18 protein-coding genes are annotated in these 21,286 nt (G+C 71.6%); 3 read left to right on the forward strand and 15 right to left on the reverse strand.

The features are described from left to right. Positions 1-13 precede the first annotated feature (13 nt). The 10 genes from AB0389_RS10295 to hrcA form a co-directional block, all read right to left on the reverse strand. Entirely contained in the window at positions 14-1,303 is a 1,290-nt protein-coding gene (locus tag AB0389_RS10295; protein ID WP_366394895.1) for a hemolysin family protein, read from the reverse strand. Then, a complete protein-coding gene (gene ybeY, locus AB0389_RS10300; protein WP_366394896.1) occupies positions 1,300-1,797 on the reverse strand; it encodes an rRNA maturation RNase YbeY in 498 nt (165 codons plus the stop codon). The genes AB0389_RS10295 and ybeY overlap by 4 nt, the downstream gene beginning before the upstream one ends. 14 nt (positions 1,798-1,811) lie before the next feature. Beyond that, entirely contained in the window at positions 1,812-2,843 is a 1,032-nt protein-coding gene (locus tag AB0389_RS10305) for a PhoH family protein (protein WP_366394897.1), read from the reverse strand. Positions 2,844-3,051: 208 nt separating this feature from the next. Continuing rightward, positions 3,052-4,161: a PfkB family carbohydrate kinase gene (locus AB0389_RS10310; RefSeq protein WP_366394928.1), complete on the reverse strand. Its 1,110-nt coding sequence runs from the start codon at positions 4,159-4,161 to the stop codon at positions 3,052-3,054. A gap of 156 nt (positions 4,162-4,317) precedes the next feature. Further along, positions 4,318-5,226: a ribonuclease Z gene (locus tag AB0389_RS10315; RefSeq protein ID WP_366394898.1), complete on the reverse strand. Its 909-nt coding sequence runs from the start codon at positions 5,224-5,226 to the stop codon at positions 4,318-4,320. A gap of 11 nt (positions 5,227-5,237) precedes the next feature. Continuing rightward, positions 5,238-5,597: a histidine triad nucleotide-binding protein gene (locus tag AB0389_RS10320; protein ID WP_366394899.1), complete on the reverse strand. Its 360-nt coding sequence runs from the start codon at positions 5,595-5,597 to the stop codon at positions 5,238-5,240. A gap of 137 nt (positions 5,598-5,734) precedes the next feature. Beyond that, the gene (locus tag AB0389_RS10325; RefSeq protein ID WP_366394900.1) at positions 5,735-6,484 is read right to left on the reverse strand and encodes a 16S rRNA (uracil(1498)-N(3))-methyltransferase; all 750 of its coding nucleotides are present in this window, start codon (positions 6,482-6,484) and stop codon (positions 5,735-5,737) included. Continuing rightward, the gene (locus AB0389_RS10330; RefSeq protein ID WP_366394901.1) at positions 6,481-7,569 is read right to left on the reverse strand and encodes a nitronate monooxygenase; all 1,089 of its coding nucleotides are present in this window, start codon (positions 7,567-7,569) and stop codon (positions 6,481-6,483) included. Before AB0389_RS10330 ends, AB0389_RS10325 begins: the two co-directional genes overlap by 4 nt. A gap of 371 nt (positions 7,570-7,940) precedes the next feature. Then, positions 7,941-9,080 carry a molecular chaperone DnaJ gene (gene dnaJ, locus AB0389_RS10335; RefSeq protein ID WP_366394902.1) on the reverse strand — a complete coding sequence of 380 codons (1,140 nt, stop codon included), beginning with the start codon at positions 9,078-9,080 and terminating at the stop codon, positions 7,941-7,943. After that, positions 9,081-10,097, reverse strand: coding sequence for a heat-inducible transcriptional repressor HrcA (gene hrcA / locus AB0389_RS10340; RefSeq protein ID WP_329068355.1), 1,017 nt, complete (start codon positions 10,095-10,097; stop codon positions 9,081-9,083). A 175-nt stretch (positions 10,098-10,272) separates the two neighbouring features. On the opposite strand from hrcA, the gene AB0389_RS10345 reads away from it, so the two are divergent. Together AB0389_RS10345 and AB0389_RS10350 are read left to right on the forward strand one after the other, a co-directional pair. Then, the gene (locus tag AB0389_RS10345; RefSeq protein ID WP_366394903.1) at positions 10,273-10,995 is read left to right on the forward strand and encodes an MBL fold metallo-hydrolase; all 723 of its coding nucleotides are present in this window, start codon (positions 10,273-10,275) and stop codon (positions 10,993-10,995) included. Positions 10,996-11,027: 32 nt separating this feature from the next. Then, on the forward strand, positions 11,028-11,858 hold the full coding sequence (locus tag AB0389_RS10350) for a DUF3097 domain-containing protein (protein WP_366394904.1): 831 nt from the start codon (positions 11,028-11,030) through the stop codon (positions 11,856-11,858). On the opposite strand, the gene AB0389_RS10355 is transcribed toward AB0389_RS10350, so the two are convergent. The 3 genes from AB0389_RS10355 to AB0389_RS10365 all read right to left on the reverse strand — a co-directional run bounded on the left by AB0389_RS10355 (position 11,836) and on the right by AB0389_RS10365 (position 16,059). Next, complete coding sequence (locus AB0389_RS10355) at positions 11,836-12,426, reverse strand: Uma2 family endonuclease (RefSeq protein WP_366394905.1); 591 nt, start codon at positions 12,424-12,426, stop codon at positions 11,836-11,838. The genes AB0389_RS10350 and AB0389_RS10355 overlap by 23 nt on opposite strands. 101 nt (positions 12,427-12,527) lie before the next feature. Continuing rightward, entirely contained in the window at positions 12,528-13,760 is a 1,233-nt protein-coding gene (hemW, locus tag AB0389_RS10360; RefSeq protein ID WP_366394906.1) for a radical SAM family heme chaperone HemW, read from the reverse strand. A gap of 217 nt (positions 13,761-13,977) precedes the next feature. Continuing rightward, positions 13,978-16,059, reverse strand: coding sequence for a SpoIIE family protein phosphatase (locus AB0389_RS10365; RefSeq protein ID WP_366394929.1), 2,082 nt, complete (start codon positions 16,057-16,059; stop codon positions 13,978-13,980). 310 nt (positions 16,060-16,369) lie between these two features. Here AB0389_RS10365 and AB0389_RS10370 point away from each other — a divergent pair, with 310 nt between their 5' ends. Beyond that, complete coding sequence (locus AB0389_RS10370; RefSeq protein ID WP_366394907.1) at positions 16,370-16,954, forward strand: response regulator; 585 nt, start codon at positions 16,370-16,372, stop codon at positions 16,952-16,954. A gap of 80 nt (positions 16,955-17,034) precedes the next feature. On the opposite strand, the gene AB0389_RS10375 is transcribed toward AB0389_RS10370, so the two are convergent. Next, positions 17,035-18,921: a long-chain fatty acid--CoA ligase gene (locus AB0389_RS10375; RefSeq protein WP_366394908.1), complete on the reverse strand. Its 1,887-nt coding sequence runs from the start codon at positions 18,919-18,921 to the stop codon at positions 17,035-17,037. A 285-nt stretch (positions 18,922-19,206) separates the two neighbouring features. Continuing rightward, positions 19,207-21,075 (reverse strand): translation elongation factor 4, encoded by a 1,869-nt coding sequence (lepA, locus tag AB0389_RS10380; RefSeq protein ID WP_366394909.1) that lies wholly within the window; start codon positions 21,073-21,075, stop codon positions 19,207-19,209. Positions 21,076-21,286 lie beyond the last annotated feature (211 nt).

The following is a 21,286-nucleotide window of genomic DNA, read 5'->3' on the forward strand; positions in this document are numbered from 1 at the left end:
GAGTCGTTCGCCGTCACGGGGCGGGCGCCTCCTCCCGTACCGGTTCGGCCAGCACCGTGACGATCTTGTTGCGGCGGCCCGCCGGGGACTCGGCCGTCAGCCGCAGCGTGCGTCCGTCGGGCAGCTCGACCTGGGCGCTGGCCCCGGCGATCGGGACCCGGCCCAGCGCCTTGGCGAGCAGCCCGCCGACCGTCTCGACATCCTCGTCGTCGTACTCGTCGAGCCCGAACAGCTCCCCAAGGTCGCCGATGTCCAGCCGGGCCGTGACCCGGTACGAGCCGTCGCCCAGCTCCTCGACGGGCGGCAGTTCGCGGTCGTACTCGTCGGTGATCTCGCCGACGATCTCCTCCAGGATGTCCTCGATGGTGACGATGCCGGCCGTGCCGCCGTACTCGTCGATGACGACGGCGACATGGCTGCGGTCCTGCTGCATCTCGCGCAGCAGGTCGCCCGCGTTCTTCGTGTCGGGGACGAAGGCGGCGGGCCGCATCGCGGTGGAGACCAGATCGGCTTCGGAGTCCCGGTTGATATGGGTCTTCCTGGCGAGGTCCTTGAGGTAGACGATGCCGACGATGTCGTCCTCGTTCTCCCCGGTGACCGGGATCCGGGAGAAGCCGGAGCGCAGTGCGAGCGTGAGCGCCTGACGGATCGTCTTGGAGCGCTCGATGGAGACCAGGTCCGTGCGCGGCACCATCACTTCCCGCACGAGCGTGTCGCCCAACTCGAAGACGGAGTGCACCATCCGGCGCTCCTCGTCCTCGATGAGCGACTCCGACTCGGCGAGGTCGACCATCGCGCGCAGTTCGGCCTCGCTGGCGAACGGGCCCTTGCGGAAGCCCTTTCCCGGCGTGAGCGCGTTGCCGAGGAGGATCAGCAGCTGCGGGACCGGGCCCATCACCCTGGCCAGCGGCAGCAGTACGTACGCGGACGCCGTGGCCGTGTTCAGCGGGTGCTGGCGGCCGATGGTGCGCGGCGAGACGCCCACCGCGACATACGAGACGAGGACCATCACGCAGATGGCGACGAGGAGCGCCGCCCAGGTCTCCCCGAACTCCTCCAGGCAGACGTAGGTGACGAGCACTCCGGCCGCCATCTCGCAGGCGACCCGTACGAGCAGCGCCACGTTGAGGTAGCGCGTCGGGTCGGCGGCGACCTGGGCGAGCTTCGCCGCGCCCCGGCGCCCGGAGCGCACGGCCTCGGCGGCCCGGAAGCTGGAGACCCGGGCGAGGCCCGCCTCGGCGGACGCCGCCAGCCAGGCGACGACCACCAGGGCGACGGCGCCGACGATCAGCTGCGCGGTCACGAGACCGTGGGCGCGGGGGACGGACCGGTGAGCCCGTGCTCCGCCCGCCAGCCGTCGACGATCGCGGCCTGGAGGCCGAACATCTCGGCCTTCTCGTCCGGGACTTCGTGGTCGTACCCGAGGAGGTGCAGCACGCCGTGCACGGTGAGGAGTTGCAGTTCCTCGTCCATCGAGTGCTGCGTCGGGGCCTCCTCGCCCTGCCGCTTGGCGACCTCCGGGCAGAGCACGATGTCACCGAGGAGCCCCTGCGGGGGCTCCTCGTCGTCCTTGACCGGCGGGCGCAGCTCGTCCATCGGGAAGGACATGACATCCGTGGGGCCCGGCAGATCCATCCACTGGATGTGCAGCTGCTCCATGGCCGCCTCGTCCACCACGATCACCGACAGCTCGGAGAGCGGGTGGATACGCATCCGGGTGAGCGCGTAGCGGGCGATGTCGAGGATCGCCTGCTCGTCGACCTCGGTACCTGACTCGTTGTTGACGTCGATCGACATGGTGCGCTCTGGCTCTACTTCCCGTTTTCGTTGTCGTACTTCTCGTACGCGTCGACGATACGGCCGACGAGCTTGTGCCGTACGACATCCTGCGACGTGAGCCGGGAGAAGTGCACGTCGTCGACGCCGTCCAGGATGTCCTGGACCTGGCGCAGCCCGCTCTTGGTGCCGCCGGGGAGGTCGACCTGGGTGACGTCGCCGGTGATGACGATCTTCGAGTCGAAGCCGAGGCGCGTCAGGAACATCTTCATCTGTTCCGTGCTGGTGTTCTGCGCCTCATCCAGGATGATGAAAGCATCATTGAGCGTCCTGCCGCGCATATAGGCCAGCGGGGCCACCTCGATCGTGCCCGCCGCCATCAGGCGCGGGATCGAGTCGGGGTCGAGCATGTCGTGCAGGGCGTCGTAGAGCGGGCGCAGATACGGGTCGATCTTCTCGTAGAGCGTGCCGGGCAGGAAGCCGAGCCGCTCGCCGGCCTCGACGGCGGGCCGGGTCAGGATGATCCGGCTGACCTGCTTGGACTGGAGCGCCTGGACCGCCTTGGCCATGGCCAGATAGGTCTTGCCCGTACCGGCGGGGCCGATGCCGAAGACGATCGTGTGCTTGTCGATCGCGTCGACGTACCGCTTCTGGTTGAGCGTCTTGGGGCGGATCGTGCGGCCCCGGCTGGACAGGATGTTCTGCGTGAGGACGTCGGCGGGGGTCTCGGGACCGTCCGCACCGCCGTTCTCGCTCGCCCTGAGCATGGCGATGGAACGTTCCACTGCGTCCTCCGTCATCGGCTGACCGGTGCGGAGCACCAGCATCATCTCGTCGAACAGGCGCTGTACGAGCGCGACCTCGGCGGCGCTGCCCGACGCGCTGATCTCGTTTCCCCTGACGTGGATGTCCACCGCCGGGAACGCCTTCTCGACCACGCGGAGCAGCGCGTCCCCCGATCCGAGGATCATGACCATGGGGTGCTTGGCGGGGACGGTGAACCGGGCCTGTGCGGAGGCGGGGGCCGGGTCGGGGGCGGGGGTCTGGACTGTAGGTGTCTGAGTCATGGGCCGGCGCTGTGGCCTGCACATACCTCCCGTTGCAGGGTTCTCGCTGCTCGACAACCTCTGAGCTACCAGCCTACGACTCCGCACTGACAACGCCCCAGTGTTTTTCCTTGCGCCGTGGGCGAAGTACGGCGGCGGGAGACGGCGGCAGACGACGGGGAGACGACTGGGAGACTCCGGGAGACGACGGGGAGACGGGACCCGCCGCTCAGGCCGAGCGGCCGAAGCCGATCGTCGGCACGGCCCGGCGCAGCGGCCACGGCCGGGTCGGCGCGGGCAGCAGCTCCGGCAGGAAGCCGTAGCGGCGCAGGGCCGCCGGATCCTGGTCGGATACTCCGCGTACATGGCTCCACCAGGCCGCGATCTCCGTCCAGCCGGGCGCGGAGAGCGAGCCGCCGAACTCCTGGACGGAGAGCGCGGCGGTCAGCCCGGCGAAGGCCAGCCGGTCCGCGAGCGGCCAGCCGGCCAGCGTGCCGGTGACGAATCCGGCGACGAAGACATCGCCCGCGCCCGTCGGGTCGAGGGCCTCCACGGCGATCGCCGGCACCTCGGCGGTCTCGCCGGTGGCCCCGTCCACCGCGTACGCGCCCTCCGAGCCCAGGGTGACGACGGCGACCGGCACGCGCTCCGCGAGCAGCCGGGCGGCGGCCCTGGGGCACTCCGTGCGGGTGTAGCGCATGGCCTCCTCCGCGTTGGGCAGGAAGGCCTCGCAGTGCTCCAGATCGGCCAGCCCCGCCAGGTCCCAGCGGCCGGTGTCGTCCCAGCCGACATCCGCGAAGATCCGGGTGCCGTGCCGCGCCGAGGCGGCGATCCACTCGTCGCGGCGGCCGGGCGTCAGCGCGGCGACGGCGGCACGCGCGCGGGGCGGGCATTCGGGCAGGGCGCCCTCGGGCGGCGGCGCCTCGTGGCCGTGCGACACCATGGTCCGCTCGCCCTCGTACGCCATGGAGACGGTGACGGGCGAGTGCCAGCCGGACACCGTACGCGACCGGGAGAGGTCGATGCCCTCGCCCTGGGCGAGCGCGTCCCAGCAGTACTCGCCGTAGTGGTCGTCGCCGAAGGCGGCGGAGAGCGAGGTGCGCAGCCCGAGCCGGGCCAGCGCGGTGGCCATGTTGGCGATCCCGCCGGGGCTGGACCCCATGCCGCGCGCCCAGGACTCGGTGCCGCGCACCGGGGCGCTGTCCAGCCCGGTGAAGATGATGTCGAGGAAGACCGTGCCGGTGAGGTAGACGTCGCACTCCGGGTCGTCCGGGGCGCGCAGGGCGCGCAGCGGATCGATGTGGGCGGTGTGGTCCACATCTCCGGTGAGGAGGTGCAGCGGATCCCCGTCGAGCGAGTCCCCGTCCAGCGGGTCTCGGTCCAGCGGGTCTCCGTTGGGTGTGATCACGGCGGGCTCCCGGTCGCGTGCGGATCCGGACAGTCTGCCCGATCCCGCCGGGTCCCGTCGGACACCCGGCGCGCTCAGCGGGGGTGCTCAGCGGGAGCGCTTGGGCAGCGGCACCCGTACGAGGTCGGCCGCGACCGTCAGTTCGCCCGTGAAGCCCGCCGCGCGTGCCTGCCGCTCGAACTCCCCGGGGTCGCCGTACCGCTGCGAGAAGTGCGTCAGCACCAGATGTGCCACGCCCGCGTCCCGCGCCGCCCGCGCGGCCTGGCCCGCCGTCAGATGGCCGTGCTCGGTGGCCAGCCGCTCGTCCTCGTCGAGGAACGTGGACTCGATGACCAGCAGATCGCACCCGTCGGCCAGGGCGTGCACCCCGTCGCAGAGCCGGGTGTCCATGACGAACGCGAAGCGCTGCCCCCGGCGCGCCTCGCTGACCTCGTCGAGCGTGACGCCGTTCAGCGTGCCCTCGCGCTGGAGCCGTCCGACGTCGGGCCCGGCGATCCCGTGCGCGGCCAGCCGCGCCGGGTCCATCCGGCGCCCGTCGGGCTCGACCAGCCGGTAGCCGTACGACTCGACGGGGTGGGAGAGCTTGTGCGCCTCCAGCGTGTACGACGCGGTGCGCGCCAGGACACCGTCGCGGCGGACGGGCGCCTCGGTCAGCTCGACGGTTTCCCGGTAGGCCGTGGCGTACCGCAGCCGTTCGAAGAAGCGCTGTCCGCTCGCCGGGTAGTGCGCGGTGATCTCGTGCGGCACCCGGTCGAGGTTGATGCGCTGGACGACTCCGGCGAGTCCGAGCGAGTGGTCGCCGTGGAAGTGCGTGACACAGATCCGGTTGATGTCGTGCGCGGCGACCCCCGCGCGCAGCATCTGGCGCTGGGTGCCCTCGCCCGGGTCGAAGAGCAGGCCCTCGCCGTCCCAGCGGAGCAGATAGCCGTTGTGGTTGCGGTGCCGGGTGGGCACCTGGCTGGCGGTGCCCAGCACGACCAGTTCGCGTACGGACACGACCGCGCCCGCTATCCGGGCGGCCAGTTGAGGCCGCGGCCGGCCAGGACGTGGGCGTGCGCGTGGAAGACGGTCTGGCCCGCGCCGGCGCCGGTGTTGAACACGATCCGGTAGCCGCTGCTGTCGGCGCCCTCGTCGGCCGCCACGGCGGCGGCCTCGCGCAGCACGTCGGCGGCGATCAGCGGCTCGGCGGCGGCGAGGCTGCCCGCGTCCGGGTAGTGCGCGCGGGGAATGACGAGAATGTGGGTGGGCGCCTGGGGGTTTATGTCCCGGAAGGCGACGGTCGTCTCCGTCGAGCGGACGAGCGTGGCCGGCACGTCCCCCGAAACGATCTTGCAGAACAGGCAGTCGCCCTGTGGTTCTCCCGCCATGGCACGGGCCTCCTCGACTCGGCGCGGCTGATGGTCGAATGCTGATGACCGGATGCTGATGATCGGATTCCGTACGGGGGCATGCTATCGGCCGCGCGGCGGCCCACCGCTCCCCCGCGGTCAGGACCGGCGGCCGGTCAGGACCAGCGGCCGGTGCGGGCCATCACCAGCACGGTCGCCGCCGTACCGGCGGTGGAGGTACGCAGCACACTGTGGCCCAGCCGGTACGGCCGGGCGCCCGCCGCCGCGAAGGCCGCCAACTCCTCGGGGGACACGCCGCCTTCGGGCCCGACGACCAGCACGATCGAGCCCTCGGTGGGCAGTTCGGCCACGGCCAGCGCCTCGCTGTCGGCGTCCCGGTCCTCGTGCAGCACGCCCGCGAAGTCCGCCGTCGCCAGCAGCGCGGCGACCTGCTTCGTACTCATCGCACCCGCGATCTCGGGGAACCGCACCCGCCGCGACTGCTTGCCCGCCTCGCGCGCGGTGGCGCGCCATTTGGCGAGCGCTCTGGCGCCCCGGTCACCCTTCCACTGCGTGATGCAGCGCGAGGCCGCCCACGGGACGACGGCGTCCACGCCGGTCTCGGTCATCGTCTCGACGGCCACCTCGCCCCGGTCACCCTTGGGCAGCGCCTGGACGACGGTGATGTGCGGGGTCTCCGGCGCCTCCTCGGACACCGAGTCGAGCTGGACGATCAGCCGGTCCTTGCCCTCGGTGTCCAGGACGACGCAATCGGCCCACATTCCGGTGCCGTTGGTCAGGATGACGTCCTCGCCGGGCCGCATCCGCTTCACGGAGACGGCGTGCCGTCCCTCGGCGCCTTCCAGTACGTACCGCCCGCCGCTCCCGGCGTCGAAGTGGTCGACGACGAAGACGGGCGCGGTCACGCGGCGCTCCCCGGTCCGTACGCTCCGTGTGTCAACTGGCCGCGGCCCTCGTCGAGTTCGGTGAGGAGCAGCTCGATCAGCTCTCCGGCGGGCAGTTCGCGGGCCATCCTGTGGCCCTGTCCGGCCCACAGCGCCATGCCCTGCGCGTCGCCCACGCGGGCGGCGGCCTTGCGGAGTCCGGAGGTGAGGTGGTGGACCTCCGGGTAGGCGGCGGGCGCGTACGGGCCGTGCTCGCGCAGGAAGCGGTTGACGAGCCCGCGGGCGGGGCGGCCCGAGAACGCGCGGGTCAGCTCGGTCCGTACGAACAGCGGGTTGGTCATGGCCTGTTTGTGCAGCGCGTTGGCGCCGGACTCGGGGCACACCAGGAAGGCCGTACCGAGCTGCGCCGCGTCGGCGCCGGCCGCGAGGACCGCCGCGATCTGGCCGCCGCGCATGAGGCCCCCGGCCGCGACGACCGGGATCTGTACGGTCTCCCTGACCTGCGCCACCAGCGACAGCAGCCCGATGCCCGTACCGTCGGTGGCCGGATCGTCGCGGTGCGTGCCCTGGTGGCCGCCGGCCTCGATGCCCTGGACACAGACGGCGTCGGCACCGGCCCACTGGGCGGCCTGGGCCTCCTCGGGGGTGGTCACCGTGACGACGGTGTACGTACCGGCCTTGGCGAAGGCGTCGAGGGTGGTGCGGGTCGGGCACCCGAAGGTGAACGAGACGAGCGGTACGGGGTCGTCGAACAGGATCGCCAGCTTGGCCTCGTAGGCGTCGTCCCGCCCCGATTCGGGGTCGCCGAGCGGCGTCTCGTACCAGGTGGCCTCGCCGGCGAGCTGGTTGCGGTAGACCTCGACGGCCGCGGGGTCGGCGTAGTGCGGCTGCGGCATGAAGAGGTTGACGCCGAAGGGCTGGGAGGTGAGCCCGCGGAGCTGCTTGATCTCCTCGTACATGCCGTCCGCCGTCTTGTACCCGGCGGCGAGGAACCCGAGACCGCCGGCCTCGGAGACGGCCGCGGCGAGTTGCGGGCAGGACGCGCCGCCCGCCATGGGCGCCTGCACGATCGGATACCGGCAGAGATCGGTCAGTACGGAGGACATGAACGCATCGTGCCATGTCCCGTGTGACAGGTTCGAATCGGCGTCGCATCAGGCGTGTGACAGGAAAATATGACAGCAAAACGAGGCGGGCCCGGGGGAAGAATCCCCCGGGCCCGCCTCGCACGAACTACTGCCTGCGCGTCCGACCGAGTCCCGCCCAGCGCCCGTTGAACGCGTCCTTGAGGCGCGAGAACAACCCCTGCTGCCCCGGCTGACGGTGCCATCCCGGGGGACCACCCCCGGACCCCCGGCCGACAAGACCGCCTAACGCCCGTTGAACGCGTCCTTGAGGCGCGAGAACAACCCCTGCTGACCAGGTTGACGGTGCCATCCCGGGGGACCACCCCCGGACCCCCGGCCGACAAGACCGCCTAACGCCCGTTGAACGCATCCTTGAGACGCGAGAACAGCCCCTGCTGCCCCGGCTGGAACTGGCCCGTGGGCCGTTCCTCGCCCCGCAGCTTCGCCAGCTCCCGCAGCAGGCGTTCCTGCTCCGGGTCCAGCTTCGACGGGGTCATCACCTCGACGTGCACGATCAGGTCACCCCGGCCGCCGCCCCGCAGATGCGTGATGCCGCGCCCGTGCAGCGGGATCGACTGGCCGGACTGGGTGCCGGGACGTACGTCGATGTCCTCCATGCCGTCCAGCGTCTCCAGCGGGCACTTCGTGCCCAGCGCCGCCGCCGTCATGGGGACCGTGACCGTGCAGTGCAGATCGTCACCGCGCCGCTGGAACATCGCGTGCGCCAACTCGTGGATCTCGACGTAGAGATCACCGGCGGGGCCGCCGCCGGGGCCGACCTCGCCCTCGCCCGCGAGCTGGATCCGGGTGCCGTTGTCGACACCGGCCGGGATCTTGACCGTGAGCGTACGGCGCGAGCGGACACGTCCGTCGCCGGCGCACTCGGGGCACGGCGTCGGTACGACCGTACCGAAGCCCTGGCACTGCGGGCACGGCCGCGAGGTCATGACCTGGCCGAGGAACGACCGGGTGACCTGCGAGACCTCGCCGCGACCGCGGCACATGTCACAGGTCTGGGCGGAGGTGCCGGGCGCGGCGCCCTCGCCCGAGCACGTCGTGCAGACGACGGCCGTGTCGACCTGGATGTCCTTGGTCGTGCCGAAGGCCGCCTCGTTGAGGTCGATCTCCAGCCGGATCATGGCGTCCTGGCCGCGCCGCGTGCGCGACCGCGGGCCACGCTGCGACGCCGTACCGAAGAACGCGTCCATGATGTCGGAGAAGTTGCCGAAGCCGCCCGCGCCGAACCCGCCCGCGCCACCGCCCCCGCCGCTCGCCGAGAGGGGGTCGCCGCCGAGGTCGTAGACCTGCTTCTTCTGCGGGTCCGACAACACCTCGTACGCGGCGTTGATCTCCTTGAAGCGTTCCTGCGTCTTGGGATCGGGGTTGACATCCGGGTGCAGCTCGCGGGCGAGCCGCCGGAATGCCTTCTTGATCTCGTCCTGAGAAGCGTCGCGGCGCACGCCGAGTACGGCGTAGTAGTCCGTGGCCACTTACGACTCCGCCAGGATCTGTCCGACGTAACGTGCCACTGCGCGTACCGCTCCCATCGTTCCGGGGTAGTCCATGCGGGTCGGTCCGACCACGCCGAGTTTTGCGACTGCCTCGTCGCCCGAACCGTAGCCGACCGCGACGACGGACGTGGAGTTGAGGCCCTCATGGGCGTTCTCGTGCCCGATACGTACGGTCATGCCCGGGTCCGCCGCCTCGCCGAGCAGCTTGAGAAGCACCACATGCTCCTCCAGCGCCTCCAGCACCGGCCGGATGGTCAGAGGGAAGTCGTGTCCGAAGCGGGTGATGTTGGCGGTGCCGCCGATCATCAGCCGCTCCTCGGTCTCCTCGACCAGGGTTTCGAGCAGGATCGCGAGCACCGTGGAGACGGTCCCGCGGTCCTCCTGTTCGAAGGAGTCGGGCAGATCCTGCACCAGCTGCGGGACGTCCGCGAAGCGGCGTCCGACGATCCGGCTGTTGAGCCGGGCCCGCAGGTCCGCGAGGGACGTCTCGCCGAAGGGCGCGGGGCAGTCGACCATGCGCTGTTCGACCCGTCCGGTGTCCGTGATCAGGACGAGCATCAGCCGGGCGGGCGCGAGGGCGAGCAGCTCCACGTGCCGCACCGTCGACCGGGTCAGCGAGGGGTACTGGACGACGGCGACCTGCCGGGTCAGCTGCGCCAGCAGCCGTACCGTACGGCCCACGACGTCGTCGAGGTCGACGGCGCCGTCCAGGAGGTTCTGGATGGCCCGGCGCTCGGGCAGCGACAGGGGCTTGACGCCGGCCAGCCGGTCGACGAAGAGCCGGTAGCCCTTGTCGGTCGGGATGCGCCCGGCGCTGGTGTGCGGCTGGGCGATGAAGCCCTCGTCCTCCAGCACCGCCATGTCGTTGCGGACGGTGGCCGGGGAGACCCCCAGCTTGTGCCGCTCGGTGAGCGCCTTGGAGCCGACGGGCTCCTCCGTACCGACATAGTCCTGGACGATCGCGCGCAGCACCTCAAGCCTGCGTTCGCTGAGCATGCGGCACACCTCCAGCTGTCGTCCGTCCGGATCTGCCTGGCACTCGCTCATGTGGAGTGCCAGTACTCCCCGTGCCAGTGTACGGCCGTGAACCGGACCCCTAGCAAGGGCGACCGACCACGCTACCTCGCCCAATACCCGGACCGGCGCCGGGTGACTCCCGTAGCGTCCCGGTATGGACGTCCATTGGGAAGAGCACGGGTGGGAAGAGCTGGCTCCGGGGGTCGGGCGACGGCGGCTGCCGCGCTGGGACGCGACGGTCGGCGTGGTGGCCGGGGAGGACGGGGTCCTGCTGTTCGACACCGGTTCGTCGGTCCGGGAGGGCGCCGAACTGCACGCGCAGGTACGGTCGCTGCTCGGCGGCCGGCGCGTGACACATGTCGCACTCAGCCATCTCCACTTCGATCATGTACTGGGTACGGCGGCGTTCCCCGGGGCGGCGGTGTACGGCCCTTCCGGCATGGCTGAGCTGCTGGCCGGCGGCGGCGAGGAGCTGTACGGGGACGCCGTGCGGGAGGGCGCGGATCCGGCGGAGTCGGCGGCGGCGGTGCAGCTGCTGGAGCCGCCCGCGCGCGTGGTGGCCGGGGAGCTGACGCTGGACCTGGGCGGCCGGCGGGTGCTGCTGGCGAACGCGGGGCCCGGGCACACCGGGCACGATCTGGCGATGCTGGCGCCGGGCTACCCGGGGGTCGTCTTCTGCGGCGATCTCGTCGAGGAGTCCGGCGAGCCGCAGGCCGGCCCGGACGCGGTCCCGTCGGACTGGCCGGCCGCCCTGGACCGGCTGCTCGCGCTGGGCGGCTCGGACGCGCTGTACGTGCCGGGGCACGGGGCGGTGGTGGACGCGGTGTTCGTACGGGCGCAACGCGACGCGCTGGCCGCGCGGTTCGGCGTGTCGTAGCCTCCGCGCGCGGTGCGGCCTATCGTCTTCGGATGCGCAGCTACAGCCCCGACCTGACCCCGCCGTGGAAGAAGCGGGCCACGCCCGCGCCGGAGGTCCCCGCCGATCCCGATCTGGTGGTCGAGGAGGTGTCGACGGGCTTCTGCGGCGCGGTGGTCCGCTGCGAGAGGACGGCGGAGGGCCCGACGGTGACTCTTGAGGACCGGTTCCTCAAACACCGGGTTTTCCCGCTGGTCCCTGGCGGCTTCCTGCTGGAGGGCCGGGTGGTGACGCTGGTACGCCCCTCGGCCGCCGCCGCCCCGGCCCGGCCCGCCCGTACGGCCTCGGGCTCGGTCGCGGTGCCGGGCGCCCGGGCCCGTGTCGCGCGGGCGGGCCGCATCTACGTGGAGGGCCGGCACGACGCCGAGCTGGTCGAGAAGGTCTGGGGCGACGACCTGCGGATCGAGGGCGTGGTCGTGGAGTACCTGGGCGGCATCGACGACCTCCCCGCCGTCGTGGCCGACTTCGCTCCGGCCCAGGACGCCCGCCTGGGCGTCCTGGTCGACCACCTGGTCCCCGGCTCGAAGGAGTCCCGCATCGCGGGCGCGGTGACGGGTGCGGACGTCCTGGTGGTGGGCCACCCGTACATCGACGTCTGGGAGGCGGTGAAACCGTCCTCGGTGGGCATCCCGGAGTGGCCGCGGGTACCGAGGGGCGAGGACTGGAAGACGGGCGTCTGCCGCGCCCTGGGCTGGCCGGAGAACACGGGGGCGGCCTGGCAGCACATCCTGTCGAAGGTGCACTCGTACAAGGACCTGGAACCGGCGCTGCTGGGGCGGGTCGAGGAGCTGATCGACTTCGTTACGGCCGGTAGTGACGCCTGATGTCGGGAAGCGTCTCGAAATCGGAGGTGTCCAGCTCGACACCGAGCATCTCCAGCGTGGCGGTCTCGCCGAATTTGGTGGTCCGCGTCGTCCGGTAGTCGGCGGCCTCCCCCTTGCGGGCCGGCTCGGTGAGCAGCAGGCAGAGCCCTGCCATGGGGTCGATGATCAGATAGGCGGGCACCCCGCCCGCCGCGTACATGGAGCGCTTGATTCCGTAGTCCCGGTCCACGCTGGTCTTGGAGACCACTTCCACCAGCAGGGTGACGGCGGGAGCGGGGATGAGCCGCCCGGGGCCGTCCTCGGCGCCCCGGGCGAGCACGACGAGATCGGGCTGGGGTTCGCTCGTCTCGCCGGGGATGGCGATGTCCTGGGTCTGGAGCCGCCTCCAGCGTTTACGCGGAATCTGGTCCTGCACGGACTCCACGATTCCGTTGTGGACCCGGTCGGGCCCGGCCATCATCACAATGTCCCCCCTGAGGAGTTCCGCCTTGTATCCCTCGGGGACCTCAAGGTCCTCGAAGAACGTGGCGATGCTGCTGGTGATCGGTCGCTCATCCACAGCGGTCATCTCCGTGAACCTCCACATTCCGCCGCTTCTGTTGGCAGCAGACTAGGAAAACAGGGTAAGCAGCCGTGCCCGATCCCGCCGGGATTCACCCCGGCGAGTGATCAATCCACCAGGTCCCTGACGACCGCGTCCGCCAGCAGCCGCCCCCGCAGGGTGAGTACCGCGCGGCCCTCCGCGTAAGGAGCGGGCTCCAGGAGGCCGTCCCTTACCGCGCGGGCGGCGGCCGAGGCGCCCGCCGGGTGGAGCAGGGAGAGCTCGCAGCCGTCGCGGAGCCGCAGCTCCAGGAGGATGCGCTCCACGCGGCGGTCGTCGTCGGCGAGGATCTCGCGGCCGGCGCCGGGCGAGCGGCCCTCCGCCAGGGCCGCCGCGTACGCGCCCGGGTGTTTCACGTTCCACCAGCGGACACCGCCCACGTGGCTGTGGGCGCCGGGGCCCGCGCCCCACCAGTCCGCGCCGCGCCAGTACAGCTCGTTGTGGAGGCAGCGGGCGGCCTCGGAGGTGGCCCAGTTGGACACCTCGTACCAGGAGAAGCCGGCCTCCGCGAGCACCTGGTCCGCGATCAGGTACCGGTCGGCGTGCTCGTCGTCGTCCGTCATCGGGACCTCGCCGCGCCGGATCCGGCGGGCAAGGCCGGTGCCCTCCTCGACGATCAGGGCGTACGCGGAGATGTGGTCGGGGCCCGCGCCGACCGCCGCCGCGAGCGAGGCGCGCCAGTCGTCGTCGGTCTCGCCCGGCGTGCCGTAGATCAGATCGAGGTTGACGTGGTCGAAGCCGGCCGCGTGGGCCTCCGCGACGCAGGCCTCGGGCCTGCCGGGGGTGTGCGTACGGTCCAGGACCTTCAGGACGTGCTGCTTCGCGCTCTGCATTCCGAAGGAGATCCGGTTGAAACCGCCCTCCCGCAGCTCCGCCAGATACGCCGGATCCACCGATTCCGGATTCGCCTCGGTGGTGATCTCGGCGTCGTCCGCGAGCCCGAACTCGTCCCGGACCGCCGCCAGCATCCGTACGAGGTCGGCGGCGGCCAGCAGGGTGGGCGTGCCGCCGCCGACGAAGACCGTACGGACCTGCCGCGGGTCGTCGCCGAGCACCTTCCTGGCCAGCCGGACCTCGTCGGCGAGGGTCTCCGCGTAGTTGTCGCGGGAGGCGAGGACACCGCCGGAGCCGCGCAGCTCGGTCGCCGTGTACGTGTTGAAGTCGCAGTAGCCGCAGCGGGTCGCGCAGTACGGAACGTGCAGGTAGAAGCCGAGGGGCCGGTCCGCCGCGCCCGCCAGGGCGTGCCGGGGCAGCGCTCCGGTCTCGGGCATGGGGTCACCGTCGGGCAGTGCGGAAGGCATACCCACCAGTGTCGCGCACCGGACGGGCGGCACGGTCCGGTGCGGTCCCGGAGGCGGGACGGAGTGGCCGGTCCGCCGTACGGCCGCGGTCCGGCACGTGGCATCGCCTTCCGGGCACAGTCACGGCAGGCGGCAGCGGCAGGCGGCGAGTGGCCCCGGCGGTGGCGGGACTGGCCTCGCCCGCGCCCGGGGCCAGTCCCGCCCTCGCCGCCGCCCCTCACTCCGCCTGGAACACCAGCAGCGCCAGATCGTCGCCCGGCGGTGTCTCGGCGAACTCGTGCACCGCCCGCCGTATCCGCTCGGCCACGCCCTGCGCCGTCAGCCCCACGCACCCCGCCAGGGCCCTGGCGAGCCCGTCGCCGTCGTCCAGCAGCCTGCGGCCGGAGCGGCGCTCGGTGACGCCGTCCGTGACGCAGAGCAGCGTGTCGCCTGGCATCAGGTCGAAGGTGCTGCTCTCGTACGCGACCTTGTCGACGACCCCGAGGAGCACCTGGGGCTCGGCCGCCGCCACGACGGTGCCGTCCGGGCGCAGCAGCAGCGGCAGCGGGTGGCCCGCGCTGGCGAGGGTGCAGCGTACGCCGCCGCCCTCGCCGGGCAGGGGCATCAGCTCGCCGTACAGCAGCGACAGGAAGCGGGCCTGACCGCCTTCGGGCGGCCCCGGCGGCCCGGGCGCGTACAGCTGCGCGGTGGCCGCGCCGGGGCCGCTCCCGGCGGGGTTCCCGGCACCGGCCACGCCGGCCGCGCCCGCGACGGCCAGCGGTGTCGCCGATTCCGCCGCCTCGGTCGCGTCGTCGAGCAGCAGCCGGTTCAGCCGGTCGAGGACCGCGCCGACCCGGTAGCCCTCGCGGGCGAGCAGCCGCAGCCAGGGGCGGGCGAGGCCGGTGACGACGGCGGCCTCGGGGCCGCTGCCCTGGACGTCGCCGAGCATGAAGCACCAGCGGTCGCCGGGCGGGCACGGGAAGACGTCGTAGAAGTCGCCGCCCGCGAGCCCGTCGCCGCTCGGCTCGTACACCAGGGCGCTGGCGACGCCGGGGATCCGCGCCACCTGGCTGGGCAGCAGCCCGCGCTGGAGGACGCGGCTGATGGTGACCTGGCGGGTGTAGCGGCGGGCGGCGCCGATCGCTAGGGCCACCCGCCGTGCGAAGTCCTCGACGAGCGCGGTGACTTCGTCGGGGACGGCGGCGCGGCCCGGCCGGCCGAGCATGAGCGTGCCGAGGACGCGGCCGTTCGCGACCAGTCGGCAGGCGAGCGCGGCCCCGCCGCCGGAGCCGGAGCCGGCGCCCGGTGCGGCGCCCGGTGCGGAGCCCGCGCCGGGCGCCTCCGTACCCGGCGCCTCCGTACCCGGCCACGGCACCTGCGCCGCGTCGCCCCGGGGCGGGTCGGGCAGCCTCGGCGGCGCCTTCTCCAGCGCGGCGCGCAGCGGCTCGATGCGGGACTCGTCGGCGTGCCAGACCCGGGCGAGCCGGGGCGCGGCGCCGGCCTGGCCGTCCTCGCCGTCCAGCCAGACCGCGCACCACTCCGCGAGCCGGGGGACGAGCAGTTGGGTGGCGAGCGCCGCGACGAGTTCCTCGTCGAGCTGTCCGGCGAGCAGTTCGGACGCCTCGGCGAGGAAGGAGAGCGCGCCCCTGCCCGCCCACTGCGGGCCGTCGCGGACCGGCCGCCGGGAGACCGGCGCGAGGATCTCCGCGGCCCGCAGACCGCGGCGCAGGGCGGGTTCCGCGGGCCGGCCCGGTGCCGAGTCGCGGCCTTCGAGCGGCAGCCGGGCCCAGACGGTCTTGAGGCCCGGGCGGTAGGTGATGCCCCAGCGTTCGGCGAGGGCGGCGACGAGCTGCAGCCCCCTGCCGTACTCGGAGACGCCGGCCAACGGCTGTTCCCGCGTGTGTTCCCTGGCCTGCTCGCGCAGGTCGTCGGGGTCCCCGGGCTCGTTCTGTATCGCACGGTCGGGGTGGTGGTCGGCGACTTCGATGACGACGGCGGCCGGCTCGTCGTCCTCGCCGCCGGGCGTCTCGGCGGGCGCCTCCAGCCGGCAGAGCACCTCGACGGTCGTCCCCGCGTGCACCACCGCGTTGGTGACGAGTTCGTCGACGATCAGCACCGCGTCGTCCGCGAGCAGATCGGTGCTGTGCCTGCCGGGCGGACACTGTCCGTCGCCGTGGCAGAAGGTACAGGTGGCGAGCAGCCCGAGACTGGTCCAGTCGGCGAGCGCCGCGCGCGCGAAGCGGCGGGCGGCGGACGGGGCGAGCGGATTGCCGGGCAGACTGGTACGTGATGTGGACCGCGCGCCCCCACGTAACGGCACCTGGGATGCCGGAAGGTGAAGGGTGTCGCGCGGAATCGGAATGGGCCCCACTGCGGCTCCTGATCCGGTTCTGGCGTTGTGCCGCTTACGATCCCGACAGCGTGACAGACGGAACGCGTTCCTATGCGCCGAGTCAGGGAAGTGGGCGGAGATTGTTCCCGGGTATTGACAGCGGCACGTGCGCGGGGATCAAGGACAACGGCCACGTCACGACACGCGTCCAAACGGGCCGAACGGTATGCGGAACCGCTCAGGACAGAGCATTCTTGCCTGCCTGGCCGAAACACAAAGGCCGGACAAGGAGAACGGGATGAGCAGGACAACAGTCACCACCGAGCGCGCGAGCATTCTGCTCGTCGATGACATGGAGGACAATCTCGTCGCGCTCGAAGCGGTGCTGGCCTCACTGGACGAGCCGCTCGTACGGGCCCGTTCGGGCGAGGAGGCGGTACGGGCGCTGCTGGAGCGGCCGTTCGCGGTCGTCCTGCTGGACGTGCGGATGCCCGGGATGGACGGCTTCGAGACCGCGTACCGGATCAAGCGGCTCGACCGGGCCAAGGACATCCCGATCATCTTCCTGAACGGGCCCGACTCCGACAGCGGTTACGCGTTCCGGGGGTACGCGACGGGCGCGGCGGACTTCCTGACGAAGCCGTTCGACCCGTGGATGCTGCGCGCGAAGGTCAGCGTCTTCCTCGATCTGCACCGCAAGAAGCGGGCGTTGGAGCGGGCGCTGACCCGGGAGCAGGAGCAGCTCGGGGAGATCGCGGGGCGGTTGTCCTCGATCGAGGATGTGCTGCGCAGCATCGCGCCGGACGAACTCGCGCTGCTGGGGCCTCAGTTGGCGCGGATAGAGGATTCGCTGGGCGAACTGCGGCGCGGACGGGGGGAGTAGCGCGGCCGGCGCCCCGCGCCCGCACCCCGCCCTCCCCCGCGCCGCCGCTCGCCCGCGCCGCCGCTCCCCCCGCGCCGCGCTCACGCCTCCCGGGCGCCCGCGTACATCTCCTCGATCAGGTCCTTGTACTCCCGCTCCACGACGGGCCTCTTGAGCTTGAGGCTCGGGGTCAGCTCGCCGTGCTCGATGTCCAGGTCGCGCGGGAGCAGCCGGAACTTCTTGATGGTCTGCCAGCGCTGAAGACCTTCGTTGAGCCGCTTCACATAGCCGTCGATGAGCCGCTCGGCCGCCGCCGAGCCGACGATCTCGGCGTACGGCTTGCCCGCCATGCCGTTCTCGGCCGCCCAGCCGAGGATGGCCGGTTCGTCGAGCGCGATCAGCGCCGTGCAGAAGTTGCGGTCCGCGCCGTGCACCAGGATGTTGGAGACGAACGGGCACACGGCCTTGAACCGGCCCTCGACCTCGGCCGGTGCGATGTACTTGCCGCCGGACGTCTTGATCAGGTCCTTCTTGCGGTCGGTGATGCGCAGGAAGCCGTCGACCGACAGCTCGCCGATGTCACCGGTGTGGAACCAGCCGTCGGGCTCCAGCACCTCCGCCGTCTTCTCGGGCAGCCCGTGGTAGCCGTCCATGATGCCCGGGCCGCGCAGCAGGATCTCGCCGTCGTCGGCGATCCGTACCTCCGTGCCGGGCAGCGGTTTGCCGACCGTGCCGGTGCGGTACGCCTCGCCCGGGTTGACGAAGCTGGCCGCGCTCGACTCGGTCAGCCCGTACCCCTCCAGGATGTGGATCCCGGCGCCGGAGAAGAAGTAGCCGATGTCGGGCGCGAGGGCCGCCGAGCCGGAGATCGCGGCGCGCAGCCGGCCGCCGAACGCCTCGCGGAGCTTGCCGTAGACGAGCGCGTCGGCGGCCTTGTGCTTCACGCCGAGGGTGAGCGGTACGGACTTGGTCCCGGTGCGGCGGAAGTTGTCCTGGGAGACCTTGGCGTACTCACGGGCGACACCGGCCGCCCACTGGAAGATCTTGTACTTGGCGCCGCCACCGGCCCGGGCCTTGGCCGCGACCCCGTTGTAGACCTTCTCGAAGATGCGCGGTACGGCCGCCATATAGGTCGGGCGGACCACCGGCAGATTCTCGATGATCTTGTCGACCCGGCCGTCCACGGCGGTGACATGGCCGACCTCGATCTGTCCGGAGGTCAGCACCTTGCCGAAGACATGGGCGAGCGGCAGCCACAGGTACTGGACGTCGTCAGGACCGATCAGGCCGGTGGCCGCGATGGCCTTGGCCATGTACGACCAGTTGTCGTGCGTCAGCCGTACGCCCTTGGGGCGGCCGGTGGTGCCGGAGGTGTAGATGAGGGTGGCGAGCTGGGCGGCCTCCAGCGCGGCCACCCGTTCCTTGACCGCCTCCGGGTTCTTCGCCAGATACTCCGTGCCGCGCGCCTCCAGGTCGGCGAGCGAGAGCACCCAGTCCTCCGGGTCGCCCTCGGCGGGCAGCGCGTCGGCCGCCTCGATCACCACGACATGGGCCAGGTCGGGCAGCTCGCCCCGGCACTCGCGGGCCTTGGCGAGCTGGGCCGCGTCCTCGGCGATCAGCACCCGGCTGCCGGAGTCGGCGAGGATGTACGCGGCCTCCTCGGTGTTGGTCGAGGGGTAGACGGTGGTGGTCGCGGCGCCCGCGCACATCACGCCGAAGTCGGCGAGGATCCACTCGACCCGGGTGGCGGCGGCGAGCGCGACGCGCTCCTCGGGCCGTACCCCCAGCGCGATCAGGCCGGCGGCCACCGCGTAGACGCGCTCGGCCGCGGCGCCCCAGGTGAGCGTGCGCCACTCGTCGGGGCCGCCGCCCGCGGCGGGTACGGGGTAGCGGTACGCGTCCCCGTCCGGCGTGGCCGTCACCCGCTCAACGAAGAGGGCGGCCACGGAAGGCGGCCGGTTCTCGATCAAGTTCTGTGTGTCGCTCACGACATCCTCCGGGCCCGCGGCTGTGCTGCGTGACTGACTGAGTGGCTGGCTGAATGGGGTGACTTGCGAGTAACTAACCGATGAGTAACTATGCGTCGCGATCAGACTAGAGGCCGTCAGGCCGGTACGTAAGGGGCCGTGACCCTCCGCTTCCCGGCCAACTGCCCACCGGGACAACGACGGGAGCCCCGGCTGGGACTCCCGGCCGGGAGCACGACGGGTCCCCGCGCCGTCGCGCGGGGACCCGTCACGTACCGCGTGTCCCGATCCCGTTCCCGCTTTCCCCTACTTCTTCGCCTTGCCGCCGGACTCGTCGCTGGAGAGCACCGCGATGAACGCCTCCTGCGGGACCTCCACGCTGCCGACCATCTTCATCCGCTTCTTGCCCTCCTTCTGCTTCTCCAGCAGCTTCCGCTTCCGGGAGATGTCACCGCCGTAGCACTTGGCGAGGACGTCCTTGCGGATGGCGCGGATCGTCTCGCGGGCGATGACCCGGGAGCCGATGGCGGCCTGGATGGGCACCTCGAACGCCTGCCGCGGGATCAGTCCGCGCAGCGTGGCGACGAGCCGGACCCCGTACGCGTACGCCTGGTCCCGGTGGGTGATCGCCGAGAACGCGTCGACCTTGTCGCCGTGCAGCAGGATGTCGACCTTGACCAGGTTGGCGGTCTGCTCGCCGGTGGGCTCGTAGTCGAGCGAGGCGTAGCCCCTGGTCTTGGACTTCAGCTGGTCGAAGAAGTCGAAGACGATCTCGGCGAGCGGCAGGGTGTAGCGGATCTCGACCCGGTCCTCGGAGAGGTAGTCCATGCCGAGGAGGGTGCCGCGGCGGGCCTGGCACAGCTCCATGATCGAGCCGATGAACTCGCTCGGCGCCAGGATCGTGGCCCGGACGACCGGCTCGTGCACCGAGTCGATCTTGCCCTCGGGGAACTCGCTCGGGTTGGTGACGGTGTGCTCGCTGCCGTCCTCCATCAGGACGCGGTAGACCACGTTGGGGGCGGTGGCGATCAGTTCGAGCCCGAACTCGCGCTCCAGCCGCTCCCTGATCACGTCGAGGTGCAGCAGCCCGAGGAAGCCGACGCGGAAGCCGAAGCCGAGGGCCGCGGAGGTCTCCGGCTCGTAGACCAGCGCGGCGTCGTTGAGCTGGAGCTTGTCGAGGGCGTCGCGCAGCTCGGGGTAGTCCGAGCCGTCCAGCGGGTAGAGGCCCGAGAACACCATCGGCTTGGGGTCCTTGTAGCCGCCGAGCGCTTCGGTGGCGCCCTTGTTGAGGGTGGTGATCGTGTCACCGACCTTCGACTGACGGACGTCCTTCACGCCGGTGATGATGTAGCCCACCTCGCCGACGCCGATGCCGTCGGCCGGGGTCATCTCCGGGGACGAGACGCCGATCTCCAGCAGCTCGTGGGTGGCGCCGGTGGACATCATCCGGATGCGCTCGCGCTTGTTGAGCTGGCCGTCGATGACCCTGACGTACGTCACGACACCGCGGTACGAGTCGTAGACGGAGTCGAAGATCATCGCGCGGGCGGGGGCGTCCGCGACGCCGACCGGCGCCGGTACGTCCCTGACGACCCGGTCGAGCAGCGCGTCCACGCCGACGCCGGTCTTCGCGGAGACCCTGAGGACGTCCTCGGGCTGGCAGCCGATGAGGTTCGCCAGCTCCTCCGCGAACTTCTCCGGCTGGGCGGCCGGCAGGTCGATCTTGTTGAGCACCGGGACGATGGTGAGGTCGTTCTCCATCGCCAGATAGAGGTTGGCGAGGGTCTGCGCCTCGATCCCCTGGGCGGCGTCGACCAGCAGGACCGTGCCCTCGCAGGCTGCGAGCGACCGGGACACCTCGTAGGTGAAGTCCACGTGGCCGGGCGTGTCGATCATGTTGAGGACATGGGTCTTCCCCTCGTCCTCCCCCGTCCTGGGGGCCCAGGGCAGCCGGACGGCCTGGGACTTGATCGTGATGCCGCGCTCGCGCTCGATGTCCATCCGGTCGAGGTACTGAGCACGCATCTGCCGCTGGTCGACCACACCGGTCAGCTGGAGCATCCGGTCGGCGAGGGTCGACTTGCCGTGGTCGATGTGCGCGATGATGCAGAAGTTACGGAGCAGCGCCGGGTCCGTACGGCTGGGCTCGGGCACGTGGCTGGGGGTCGCGGGCACGCAGGGTCCTGATTCTTGAGACGCGCGGCGTCTCGTCTCGGGTCGACTCGGATCTATACGTAGGCTCCATCGTCCCACGGGTGCGGGACTGCGACCGGTTTGGGCCGGTCGGAGGCGCGCTGGTACTCTGAACAGCTGTGTCTCGTGCCTTCTCCGGCGCGAGGCCTGTTTTGGACAGCGTTTTACCGAATCACCGAACCTGAGAAGGTCT

The organism is Streptomyces sp. NPDC093109, from assembly GCF_040701725.1.
Taxonomy (GTDB): domain Bacteria; phylum Actinomycetota; class Actinomycetes; order Streptomycetales; family Streptomycetaceae; genus Streptomyces.